Source organism: Amycolatopsis sp. NPDC049691, assembly GCF_040675005.1.
Lineage (GTDB): Bacteria > Actinomycetota > Actinomycetes > Mycobacteriales > Pseudonocardiaceae > Amycolatopsis.
Window position 1 is genome coordinate 118276 of the sequence record NZ_JBFANX010000018.1, and the last position, 12832, is coordinate 131107.

Below are 12832 nucleotides of genomic sequence, written 5' to 3' on the forward strand. Positions count from 1 at the left end.
GTTAGCGCTAACAATGGCGCCGCGGCGGGATCCGCGGTGCCCGAAGGAGGATTCGTGACCACTCGAGTCAACCCGGTGCGGGCCGTCCTGGTCCTGGCCGTGCTGGTGGCGGCCGCCCTGGCCGGGGCGATACCGGCGGCCGCGGCGACGACGTCGCTCACGAGCGCGGCGTCCGGGCGGTGCCTGGCCGTGGCGGGCGGCGTCGACACCCCGGGCACGGCGCTGGAGATCCGGGACTGCACCGGCCAGGCGAGCCAGGCGTTCGAATTCACCGGCGCCGGCGAGTTGCGGGCGCTGAACGGGACGCGGTGCGTGGACGCCTACGGCAACCAGACGGCGCCGGGAACGGCGGTGATCATCTGGTCCTGCACCGGTGGGGCGAACCAGCAGTGGCGGCAGAACGCCGACGGAACGATCACCGGCGTCCAGTCCGGGCTGTGCCTCGACGTGAACGGCGCCGGGACGGCCAACGGCACCGCGGTCATCCTGTGGACGTGCCACGGCCAGAGCAACCAGCGGTGGACCACCGGGACCTCGGTGCCCACCGGCGCCGGGCCGTGCGACATCTACGCGTCGGGTGGTACGCCGTGCGTCGCCGCGCACAGCACGGTCCGCGCGCTGTACCGGACCTACACCGGCAAGCTGTACCAGGTCCGGCGCGCGTCCGACAACGGGACCCGCGACATCGGCGTCCTGGCGGCGGGCGGTGCCGCGGACGCCGCGGCCCAGGATTCCTTCTGCGGCGGCACTTCCTGCGTCATCACGGTGGTCTACGACCAGTCCGGGCGGGGGAACGACCTGTGGTACCAGGGGTCGAGCGTCGTTCCGGGCTCCAGCCAGAGCAGCCCGGCGAAGGCGACCACCGAGTCGCTCACGGTCGGCGGCAGCAAGGCCTATTCGCTGTACATCAACCCGGGCAACAGCTACTGGCGCGACGGTCACCTGACCGGCGTGCCCACCGGCAGCGCGCCCGAGGGCATGTACATGGTGACCAGCGGAACCCACGTCAACAGCGGCTGCTGCTTCGACTACGGCAACAGCGAAACGACCCGCAAGGCCGACGCGGCCGGGGCCATGGACGCGCTCAACTTCGGCAAGCAGTGCTGGTTCGGCGGCTGCTCCGGAACCGGTCCGTGGGTGCAGGCCGACCTCGAGTGGGGGCTCTACCCCGGCGGCAGCCAGACGTGGAACCCGAACCAGCGGGCGTTCGGCAGCAAGTTCGTCACGGCGGTGCTGAAGAACAACGGAACGTCCCGGTTCGCCATCAAGGGCAGCGACGCGCAATCGGGCGGCCTCACGACGCTGTGGGACGGCGGGCTCCCGAGCGGGTACAGCCCGATGAAGAAGCAGGGAGCGATCGTGCTGGGCAGCGGCGGCGACTGCTGCAAGCCGGGCGGCGGCGCCAATCTCAGCGCGGGGACGTTCTACGAAGGGGCGATGGTCGCGGGGTACCCGTCCGACGCGACGGAGAACGCGGTGCAGGCGAACATCGTCGCGGCCGGTTATCGCTGAGACCACCTTCCGGGGAGAACCGAACGCCCGAGCCGTGGTGGACGGCTCGGGCGTTCGGCTTTTGTCGCTGTGGCAGCACGGCCTCGATTGGTTGCGGTCGGCCTGCCGGCCCCGCCACGGGAGTCGGTCGCCGGCGGCGGTGGGCAGCACGTGCTCAAATCCACCCGGGGTTGATTCGGGCCCGGTCAGATTGCGTTGTGGCAGGTGATCCCGGAGTTGCCGAACGCCCGAGCCGTCCTGTCGGCTCGGGCGTTCGGCTGGTCTCCGGACGGATCAGACGCGACTCCAGCGCTGGTTCGGCTGGCCGTTGCAACTCCACAGGATCGCGTGGGTCCCGTTGGCCGTCGCCGCCCCTTCGGCGTCCAGGCACAGTCCGGAATGGACGTTGCGGAGCGAACCGTCCGAACCGAACGTCCACTTCTGGTTGTCCTGCCCGCTGCACGGCCAGCTGATCACCCTGGTGCCGTTGACCGTGCCCTGGTGGTCGGCGTCGAGGCACTTGTCGCCGAACACGCGGACCTCGCCGTTCGGCCAGGTGGTCCACAGCTGGTTCGCCGCGGTTTGGCAGTCCCAGATCAGCGTGCCCGCGCCGGCGGCCGTCGAGGCGTTGTCGACGTCGAGGCAGCGGCCGGAACCCGCGCCGCGCAGCCGGGACGTCGTCGCCGCCAGCGGGGAACCGCCGGACACCCGGTACGCCGCGACGCCGTGCGCGGGCACGCTCGCGCTGATCGGGCCGCCGGTCGAGGACGTCGCGCCCGTCCACAGGTCCGTCAAGGTGAACGCCGTGCCGGACAGCCCGATCTGCGCCGCCGTCGTGCTCACCGTGGTCGTTCCGCCGCCGCGGTTGAGCAGCCCGACCGCGACCGAGCCGTCGGCCAGCGGCTTGGCGAAGACCTCGACGTCGCCGTCGTCGCGGACCCGGCGGCCGCCGGCGCCGAGCCGGTCCTGGTCGACCGCCAGCAGCCGCGGGTTCCTCAGCACCGCGCTGATGTCGGCCGACATCGTGCGGATGTCGTTGCCCGCCATCAGCGGCGCGGCCATGAGGGCCCACAGGGCGAAGTGGGCGCGGGACTCGGTCAGCGACAACCCGGGCCGCCCGACCACGAGCATGTCCGGGTCGTTCCAGTGCCCCGGCCCGGCCTGCGCGGCCAGCGGGGCGGTGACGTCGAGGACGTTGCCCACGCCCATCGGGTAGCTGTTGGTGTTGCCGTTCTGCCAGATGTCGAGCAGGTCCTCGGTGGTGCGCCAGAGGTCGGCGACCTGGCCCCAGTCGTACTTGTCGCCGGTGATGGCGTGGTAGCTGTTGGGGTTGATGCTGTAGACGATCGGACGCCCGGTGGCGCGCAACGCGTCGCGCATCACCGTGAACCGGGCGACCTGCTCGTCGCGGGTGCCGGCGGGGGAGCACCAGTCGTACTTGAGGTAGTCCACGCCCCAGGACGCGAACGTGCCGGCGTCCTGGACCTCGTGCCCCGCGCTGCCGGTGGACCCGGGGTAGGTGCCGGTGCGCTGGGCGCACGTGCGGTCGGTCGGCACCTGGTAGATGCCGAACTTCAGGCCCCGGCTGTGGATGTAGTCGCCCAGGGCCTTCATCCCGCTGGGGAACTTCGACGCGTTGGCGCGCAACGCGCCCTGGGAGTCGCGTTGCGGGTCGAACCAGCAGTCGTCGACGACGACGTACTGGTAGCCCGCGTCCTTCATCCCGGACGAAACCATCGCGTCGGCCGCCTGGCGGATCGCGGTTTCGGTGACGCCGCAGCCGAAGCTGTTCCAGCTGTTCCACCCCAGCGGCGGGGTGAGCGCCGGGCTGCCGGGTGCGGCCGCGGCGGCCGCCGGCGCGGTGGTCACGGCCAGTGCCGTGGCCGCGGCGGTGAGCAGGTGACGCAGTCGAACGGGCATCGTCGCCCCTTTCCGGGAGTCGTCAGGCCGCGAACTGCCACCAGTTCACGTTGAACAGGTAGCCGCTGCCGCCGGTGAACCGGAGGTACAGGTCGTGGGTGCCGGTGGCTCCGGTCACCGGGCAGGACACGCTCGTCCAGGTCTGCCAGCCACCCGTGCCGCCGACGGTGCAGGTGCCGGCCAGCGTGCCGCCGGTGCTGTCCAGCCGCAGCTCGATCCGCCCGCCGGCCGCCGCGGAGGCGACCCGCGCGGTGAAGGAGCGCGCACCGGTGCCGAAAGCGGCGCCCTTGACCTTGATCCAGTCCCCGTTCTCGAGGTAGCCGACGTTCATCCCGCCTTCGCTGGACGGCTCGGTCTCCACACCGGACTCCCAGGCGATCGTCTCCGCCTCTTGCCGCGTGTACGGGTTGAGCGTCCCGACCTGCGGCGCGCCGGTCGTGGTCATGTTGATCGTCGGGATGGAGCCGTCGGCGTTGTAGCTGAACTTCTCCACGGCCACCGAGCGCGTGTAGCCACCGCCGCCCGGCAGGGCGCCGTTGTGGTAGAAGAAGTAGGAGTTCCCGTTGAAGTCGATCACGCCCGGGTGGTTGGTGAAGCTGCTGCCCTGGGTGGGCATGACCGTCCCGCGGTAGGTCCACGGCCCGGTGGGGCCGGGCGCGGTCGAGTAGCCGATGAACTCGGAGCAGCACTGCGCCGCGAACACGTTGTAGTACAGGCCGTTGCGCTTGTAGACCCACGGGCCTTCCTCGAACAGCGTCGGCCGGCTGGTGTTGCCCGGGCGCGTGCCGAACCCGGCGGTGGTCAGGGGAATCTGCGTCGGGCTGCCCGAGTAGGAGATCATGTCGGGGTTGAGCCTGACGTACCACAGGTGCGGGTTTCCCCAGTACAGGTAGGCCTGCCCGTCGTCGTCGACGAACACCGTGGGATCGAACTCGCCGTTGGCGACGAGGGGGTGCCCGAGCGCGTCGCTGAACGGCCCGGTCGGGCTGGTCGACACGGCCACGCCGATGCCCATCGCGCCGGTCGCGCGGACCGTCATCGGGACGTACCAGTAGAACTTGCCGTTGCGGTAGATGGTCTGGCCCGCCCAGGCGTTGGCGCTCGCCCAGGTGAAGCTGGCCAGGTTCAACGGCGATCCGTGGTCGGTCCAGTTGACCATGTCCGCCGAGGACCAGACCCGCCACTCCTTCATGGTGAAGTACGTCGAGCCGTCTTCGTCGTGCCCGGTGTAGAGGTAGACGCGGCCGTTGTACACCAGCGGAGCCGGATCGGCGGTGTAGATCGTCTGGATGATGGGGTTGTCCGCGGCGGCGACGGCCGGGAACAGCCCGAGCGCGCACAGCAGCGCGACGACGAGGGTGAACGCCCGCCGGGGCTTGACGATCGCCGATGGCGAGGAAGCGACTTTCACGGGTGCTCCTTCGGTTGTGGTCACCGTTGCTCGCGCTCCGAGGCCAGGCGACGAGCAGTGTGGCACGGTGATGTTCACGCTCACAAGCATCCGCCGCACCGGCTGAAAGTTTCATCCCGCCCGATGCGGTGCACGCTGGGACTTCGCCGCAGTGCGCGGTTCGGCCTCCGATAATGCTTGACCTCCGGCCTCGCCCGAGCTTAGACAGATCGTGTTAGCGCTAACTCAATCCGGCTCCGAGGAGGCTTCCCGCCATGGCCGAGTTCAGCCGCCGCGTCATGCTGGGTCTGATCACCGTGAGCGGCGCGGCGACGGCCGGGCTCCTGCGCGGCGGGATCGCCGCGGCCACCGCCGGGCCGAGCAGCTACACGCCCACCTGGTCGTCGGTCGACCAGCACCCGCCCGCCGCGGAGTGGTTCCAGGACGCCAAGTTCGGCATCTACTTCCACTGGGGCGTCTTCAGCGTCCCCGCGTTCGGCAACGAGTGGTACCCGCGCAACATGTACATCAGCGGGTCCAGCGAGAACAACCACCACAAGGCCGTGTACGGCGATCCGTCGGCGTGGCCCTACCACAACTTCGTCAACGGGGCCCGCGACAAAGCCGGCAACTGGGTGCAGTTCGCGCCGAAGCTCAAGTCGGCGGGCGGGAACTTCGACCCGGCGGAGTGGGCGCAGCTGTTCGCCGACGCCGGCGCCAGGTTCGCCGGACCGGTCGCCGAGCACCACGACGGCTTCTCCATGTGGAACAGCGCCGTCAACGAATGGAACTCCGTCGCCAAGGGGCCGCGGCTGGACCTCGTGCGGCTGCACGCCGACGCGATCCGCGCCCGGGGCCTGAAGTTCATGGTGTCGCTGCACCACGCCTACCACTTCACCGGCTACTACGACCACGTGCCCGCGCAGTCGGACGCCAGTCTGCGCAAGCTCTACGGTCAGCTGGGTTCGGCGGCGGAGAACCAGCTCTGGTACGACAAGCTGGCCGAGGTGATCGACGGCTACCAGCCCGACCTGCTGTGGCAGGACTTCAACCTCTCCCGCGTCGACGAGTCTCGGAGACTCGACTTCCTGGCGTACTACTACAACAAGGCCGTCGCGTGGAACAAGGACGTCGTCGCGACCTACAAGGACGGGTTGGACAACCGCGGTGAGGTCTTCGACTTCGAGCGCGGCGGTCCGGGCGACATCCAGAACCCGTACTGGCTGACCGACGACAGCATCTCCAGCTCCAGCTGGTGCTACACGACCGGCATCGGCTACTACTCGATGAAGGCGATGCTGCATTCGCTCATCGACCGCGTCAGCAAGAACGGCACCATGCTGCTGAACATCGCGCCGATGGCCGACGGCACCATCCCGGCCGGCCAGCGGACGATCCTGCTCGGCATCGGCGACTACCTCGCCCGGTTCGGGGAGTCGGTCTACGCCACCCGCGCCTGGTCGGCCTACGGCGAAGGCCCGACGCAGATGGGCGGCGGCTCGTTCACGACGCCCCGCGAGGGCACCAACCGCGACATCCGGTTCACCCGCAGCAAGGACAACACCGTCCTCTACGCCACGGTCCTGGGCTGGCCGGGCGGCACGCTGGACATCACGACGCTCGGCTCGGGCCGGATCAACCTCGGCTCGCTGAAGTCCGTGCAGCTGCTCGGCGCCACCGCCGGGTCGTACACCGACCTGCCCGACCGCACCCAGGACGGCTCCGGGCTGCACATCCGGCTGCCGTCGACCGCGCCGTTCAGCGCCCCCGCGTACGTGGTGAGGCTGACGTTCTCCGGCCAGATCCCGGCCTTGGGCTCGGGGCCGGTCCCCACGAGCTGGGTCCGGATCGCGAACGTCACGACCGGCCTCGTGCTCGACAGCGGCGGGAACGTCGCGGCCGGATCGGTGCTCAAGCAGTGGTCCTACGACGGCTCGACCAACCTGCACTGGCAGCTGGTCGACCTGGGCACCGGCTACTACCGGATCGTCAACCGCACCAACGGCATGGTCGCCGACAGCGCCGGCCGCACCGGCAACGGCGTCAACGCCGTGCAGTCCGCGTGGACCGGGAGCGACAACCAGCAGTGGCGGCTCGCGGCGCTCGGCAACGGGCGCTACCAGATCGTCAACAAGGCCACCGGCACCGCGCTCGACGGCGCGGGCAGCACGACGGCCGGCTCGGCCGTGGTCCTGTGGGCCCCGAACGGCAGCACCAACAACCAGTGGACCGTCACCGCCGTCTGATCCCTTCGTCGGAAGCGAGAGCTGCCATGTTCCGAACCCTGCTGCGGATGGTGGTCGCCACCGTCGTCCTGGCCGCTGGGGTGGTGGCCGCCGCCGCGCCGGCCGAGGCCGCCACCTCGATCACGATCGACGGCGGGTCGGCCGGGCGCACGTTCGACGGCGTCGGCGCGGTCAGCGGCGGGGGCGGCAACAGCCGCCTGCTGATCGACTACCCCGAGCCCCAGCGCGGCCAGATCCTCGACTACCTCTTCAAGCCCGGCTACGGCGCCGCGCTGCAGATCCTCAAGGTGGAGATGGGCGGCGACACCAACTCGACCAGCGGGGCGGAACCCAGCCACGCGCACTTCCGCGGCGACCTCGACTGCAACCGCGGGTACGAGTGGTGGATCATGGAGCAGGCCAAGGCACGCAACCCCGGCATCAAGCTCGTCGGCCTGCCGTGGGGCGCGCCGGGCTGGATCGGCAACGGCACCTTCTTCTCCAACGACCTGACCGATTACTACCTTTCGTGGCTCGGGTGCGCGAAGCAGCACGGGCTCACCATCGACTACCTCACCAGCGTCCAGAACGAGAAGCAGTGGAGCGCGGACTGGACCGTGACGCTGCGCAACGCGCTCAACGCCAACGGGTACAGCGCGGTCAAGGTCATCTCCGGTGACTCGTGGCCGGGGGACTGGGGGCCCGCGAGCGCGATCTCGACGAACACGGCCTACCGCAACGCGACCGACGTCCTCAGCGCCCACTACACCTGCGGGTACCTCAGCGCGCAGACGTCGTGCAGCGTCCCCTCGAGCGTCACCGGCACCGGCAAGACGCTGTGGTCCAGCGAAAACGGCTCCCAGGACTACAACGACGGCGCCAAGCCGCTGGCCCGCGGCATCAACCGCGTCTACCTCGACGGCAAGATGACCGCCTACCTCAACTGGGACCTCATCGCCGCCACCACGCCGAACATCCCGTGGCCGACCGTGGGGCTGGTGCTGGCCAACCAGCCGTGGTCGGGCTACTACTCGGTCGGCAAGGACGCCTGGGCGCTGGCGCACACGACGCAGTTCACCGCGCCCGGCTGGAAGTACCTCGACACCTCCAGCGGCTACCTCGGCGGCAACCGCGCCAACGGCAGCTACGTCTCGCTGAGGTCACCGAGCACCGGTGACTACAGCACGGTCATCGAGACGATGGACGCGACTTCGGCCCAGACGCTGAACCTGAACGTCACGGGCGGGCTGTCCAACGGTCAGGTGCACGTGTGGGCGACCAACCTCAACTCGACCAACTCCGCGGACTTCTTCAGGCACACGGCCGACATCACGCCGTCCGGGGGAGCGTTCTCCCTGACCGCCCAGCCCGGCTACCTGTACACGATCACGACCACCACCGGACAGGGCAAGGGCACCGCGACCAGCCCGTCGCAGGGCTCGCTGAACCTGCCCTACAGCGACGACTTCGACGGGTACGCGACCGGCAAGGAAGCCAAGTACCTGATGGACATGGAGGGCGCCTTCGAGACGTCCGCCTGCGGCGCCGGCCGCGCGGGTACCTGTCTACGCCAGGCCGCGCCGCAGAAACCGATCCCCTGGAAGAAGTTCGTCGACCCTTACGCGTTGCTGGGCAACGTGGCCTGGAGCAACTACACGGTCAACGCGGACGTGCTGCTGGAGAAGTCCGGGTCGGTCCAGCTGCTCGGCCGGGTCGGCTCGCAGGACACCGGCAACCAGGGCGCGGTGAACGCGTACTACCTGCGGATCAGCGACAGCGGCGCGTGGTCGATCCAGCGCAACAACACCAGCCAGCAGGTCACGACGCTGCGCAGCGGCACGACGACCGCGCTGGGCACGAACCGCTGGCACAAGCTGGCGCTGGGCTTCTCCGGCAGCACCATCACCGCGTCCCTCGACGGTGCCGTGCTCGGCACGGTCACCGACAGCACCTTCCCGGCCGGGCAGGTCGGGATCGGCACGAGCACGGGGGAGACCGCCCAGTTCGACAACCTCGCCGTGACCGGCTCGGGCGGCGGGTCGACGTCGGTGCTGCGCAACACCGGGTCCGGGCGCTGCCTCGACGTCCCGAACGTGTCCCAGACCAACGGCACCCAGGTCGCGCTGTGGGACTGCAACGGCGGCGGCAACCAGCAGTGGACGCTCACCTCCGGGAAGCAGCTGCAGGTGTACGGCGCCAAGTGCCTCGACGCGGAGGGCGCGAGCACGACGGCCGGCACCCGGGCGATCATCTGGGACTGCACGGGCGGCACCAACCAGCAGTGGAACGCGAACGCCGACGGCACGATCACCGGTGTCCAATCAGGACTGTGCCTCGGCCCGAACGGCACCGCGAACAGCGCGCCGGTGACCCTGCAGGCCTGCACGAGCGGAGACGCCCAGAAGTGGGCCCGAAGCTGACAGTGTTCCGTCCGGACAAAGGAGTTCGATGAAAGCACGATGGAGAAGGACGCTGCAGACCACGGGAGCCGCGGTGGTGCTCGCCTCGGGTGTGCTGGCCGGCCCGGCCGCACCGGCGCAGGCCGCCACGCAAGGACCGTGTGACCTCTACGCCGCCGGCGGCACACCGTGCGTGGCCGCGCATTCCACCACGCGGGCGCTGTACGGCGCCTACAACGGCGCGCTCTACCAAGTCCGGCGAGCGTCGGACAACGCGACCCGGGACATCGGCGTCCTGAGCGCGGGCGGCGTCGCGAACGCGGCGACGCAGGATTCCTTCTGCGCCGGGACGACGTGCCTGATCACCGTCATCTACGACCAGTCCGGCCGCGGCAACCACCTCACGCAGGCCCCGCCGGGCGGGTTCTCCGGCCCGGCCGCCGGCGGGTACGACAACCTCGCCAACGCGGCGGCGGCCCCGATCACCGTCGGCGGGCAGAAGGCGTACGGAGTGTTCGTGGCTCCCGGTACCGGGTACCGGAACAACAACGCCACCGGCACGGCGACCGGTGACCAGCCCGAGGGCATGTACGCGATCTTCGACGGCACGCACTACAACGGCGGCTGCTGCTTCGACTACGGCAACGCCGAGCGCAACAGCCGGGACAACGGCAACGGCACGATGGAGGCCATCTACTTCGGCAACATCAAGGTCTGGGGCTACGGCGCCGGGAACGGCCCGTGGATCATGGCCGACCTCGAGAACGGCCTGTTCTCCGGGATCAACCAGCGCTACAACGCCAACGACCCCAGCATCAGCCACCGCTACCTGACCGCGATCATCAAGGGCGGCCCCAACCACTGGGCCATCCGCGGCGGCAACGCGCAGTCCGGCGGCCTGTCGACCTTCTACGACGGCGCTCGCCCCAACGTGTCCGGGTACAACCCGATGCGCAAGGAAGGCGCGATCATCCTCGGCACCGGTGGCGACAACAGCATCGGCTCCGCGGGCACCTTCTACGAAGGCGTGATGACTTCGGGCTATCCGTCCGACGCCACCGAAAACGCCGTGCAGGCCAACATCACCGCGGCCGGCTACGGCACCGGCGGCAGCGGCACCACCACCGGGCCGCTGCACGCGGTCGGCGCCGGCAAGTGCCTCGACGTCCCGGGGTCCACCACCACTCAGGGCACCCAGTTGCAGATCTACAGCTGCTCCGGCCAGGCGAACCAGACCTGGACCCGCACGTCGTCGAACCAGCTGACGGTGTCCGTCGGCGGACAGACGCTCTGCTTGGACGCTTCGGGCAACGGAACCAGTGCCGGGACGAAGGTGGTGACCTGGTCCTGCAACGGCGGGGCCAACCAGCAGTGGACCGTCAACTCCAACGGCACGGTCACCGGCGCGCAGTCCGGGCTGTGCCTGGACGTGACGAGCGCGTCGACCGCCAACGGCGCGCTGGTCGAGCTGTGGACCTGCAACGGCGGCAGCAACCAGCAGTGGACGCTGGGTTGAGCACCGTCGACGAAGGAAGGAGGTTGTGATGACCATCAGCCCGACCCGGCGGCGGGCCGCGCTCGCCGCCGCCGGCCTCACCGTGGCTTCCCTGGTGCTGGTGCCCGGCACCGCCGGCGCGGCGAGCACTCTCGGCGCCGCGGCGGCGCAGAGCGGCCGGTACTTCGGCGCCGCGATCTCCACGAGCCACCTCGGCGAAGCGGCCTACGTGAACACGTGGACGGCCGAGTTCAACGGCGTCACCCCGGAAAACGAGATGAAGTGGGCCACGGTCGAGCCGAACCGGAACCAGTTCAACTTCGGGCCGGGGGAGCAGATCGTCAGCCAGGGCCGGAGCAAGGGCATGAAGATCCGCGGGCACACGCTGGTGTGGCACGGGCAGCTCGCCGGGTGGGTGAGCGGCCTGGACGCGAGCAACCTGCGGTCGGCGATGCAGAACCACATCAGCCAGGTGGCCGGCCACTGGAAGGGCCAGCTCTACGCGTGGGACGTCGTCAACGAGGCGTTCGAGGAGAACGGCACCCGACGGCAGTCGGTGTTCCAGCAGAAGCTCGGGGACGGCTACATCGAGGACGCCTTCCGCGCGGCCCGCACGGCCGACCCGAACGCCAAGCTCTGCTACAACGACTACAACACCGACGGGGTCAACGCGAAGAGCACCGGGATCTACAACATGGTCCGGGACTTCAAGAGCCGCGGCGTGCCGATCGACTGCGTGGGCTTCCAGAGCCACCTGAGTTCGAGTTCGAACCTGAGCAGCTACCAGGCCAACCTGCAGCGCTTCGCCGACCTCGGGGTCGACGTGCAGATCACCGAGCTGGACGTCGGCGGCTCGGGTTCGGGTCAGGCCAACGTGTTCCGGCAGGTCACCCAGGCGTGCCTGGCGGTCTCCCGGTGCACGGGCATCACGGCCTGGGGCGTCACGGACAAGTACTCGTGGCGCTCGGGCGACACGCCGCTGCTGTTCGACGGCAACTACGGCAAGAAGCAGGCCTACACCGCCGTTCTCGACGCGCTCAACGGCGGCGGCGGAGGTGACGCCGCGCTGCGTGCGGTGGCCGCGAACCGCTGCCTGGATGTGCCGGGCTCGTCGACCACCGCCGGCACGGCACTGCAGATCTGGGACTGCAACGGCGGGGCGAACCAGCAGTGGACCCGGACGAGCGCCGGGGCGCTGACCGTCTACTCCGGAGGTACGCAGCGGTGCCTGGACACCGCCGGCGGCGGGACGGCCGCCGGTACCGCGGCGGTGATCGCGAACTGCACCGGCGGGACCGGCCAGAAGTGGACGTTCCCCGGCAACGGCACGATCACGAACGGCCAGTCGGGCCTGTGCCTGGACGTGACGGGTGCCGCGACCGCCAACGGGACCAAGGTGATCGTCTGGACCTGCAACGGCGGGGCGAACCAGCAGTGGACGGGGTCGGCGACCCGGACCTGAGGGAGAGGGGCTTGATCGCCTCGCGCACCACGGTGCGCGAGGCGCCCAGGCGGGCCCGACGGGTCAGTCGCCGGCGCGGAGTTCGGTGTTGAGGCGCTGGGCTTCGTGCAGCTGGTCTTCCAGGCTCACGATGCGGCACGCGGCGTCGATGGCGGTGCCCTCGTCGACCAGTTTTCGCACGCGGGCGGCCAGCCGCAGCTGCTGGCGTGAGTAGCGACGGTGCCCGCCGGCGGAGCGCTGCGGGGTGATCAGCCCGGCTTCGTCGAGGCTGCGCAGAAAACCTTGGGTGGTGCCGAGCATGTCCGCGGCCCGGCCCATGGTGTAAGCGGGGTACTGCTCGTCGTCGAACTTGTCGGCCGCGTCCGACGCGCCCGGTCCTGCTTGGTCAGGAATCATTCCACCTCCACAGCACGAAGGACCCCGGGTGCCGTGCACGGCACCCGGGGTCCT

8 protein-coding genes are annotated in these 12832 nt (G+C 69.9%); 5 read left to right on the forward strand and 3 right to left on the reverse strand.

The features are described from left to right. Positions 1-75 precede the first annotated feature (75 nt). A complete protein-coding gene (locus tag AB0J40_RS34205) occupies positions 76-1512 on the forward strand; it encodes an arabinofuranosidase catalytic domain-containing protein (RefSeq protein ID WP_364461715.1) in 1437 nt (478 codons plus the stop codon). Positions 1513-1785: 273 nt separating this feature from the next. On the opposite strand, the gene AB0J40_RS34210 is transcribed toward AB0J40_RS34205, so the two are convergent. Next, a complete protein-coding gene (locus tag AB0J40_RS34210) occupies positions 1786-3411 on the reverse strand; it encodes a ricin-type beta-trefoil lectin domain protein (protein ID WP_364461505.1) in 1626 nt (541 codons plus the stop codon). A gap of 22 nt (positions 3412-3433) precedes the next feature. After that, a complete protein-coding gene (locus AB0J40_RS34215) occupies positions 3434-4822 on the reverse strand; it encodes a glycoside hydrolase family 43 protein (RefSeq protein WP_364461508.1) in 1389 nt (462 codons plus the stop codon). A gap of 254 nt (positions 4823-5076) precedes the next feature. On the opposite strand from AB0J40_RS34215, the gene AB0J40_RS34220 reads away from it, so the two are divergent. The 4 genes from AB0J40_RS34220 to AB0J40_RS34235 are packed head-to-tail and all read left to right on the forward strand — an operon-like array spanning position 5077 to position 12382. Beyond that, entirely contained in the window at positions 5077-7047 is a 1971-nt protein-coding gene (locus AB0J40_RS34220; protein WP_364461511.1) for an alpha-L-fucosidase, read from the forward strand. 26 nt (positions 7048-7073) lie between these two features. Further along, a complete protein-coding gene (locus AB0J40_RS34225) occupies positions 7074-9446 on the forward strand; it encodes a ricin-type beta-trefoil lectin domain protein (protein ID WP_364461514.1) in 2373 nt (790 codons plus the stop codon). Between the two features lie 28 nt (positions 9447-9474). Then, on the forward strand, positions 9475-10941 hold the full coding sequence (locus tag AB0J40_RS34230) for an arabinofuranosidase catalytic domain-containing protein (RefSeq protein WP_364461517.1): 1467 nt from the start codon (positions 9475-9477) through the stop codon (positions 10939-10941). A gap of 28 nt (positions 10942-10969) precedes the next feature. Next, entirely contained in the window at positions 10970-12382 is a 1413-nt protein-coding gene (locus tag AB0J40_RS34235) for an endo-1,4-beta-xylanase (RefSeq protein WP_364461520.1), read from the forward strand. Between the two features lie 63 nt (positions 12383-12445). On the opposite strand, the gene AB0J40_RS34240 is transcribed toward AB0J40_RS34235, so the two are convergent. Next, on the reverse strand, positions 12446-12778 hold the full coding sequence (locus tag AB0J40_RS34240) for a helix-turn-helix domain-containing protein (protein ID WP_364461522.1): 333 nt from the start codon (positions 12776-12778) through the stop codon (positions 12446-12448). Between the last annotated feature and the right edge of the window lie 54 nt (positions 12779-12832).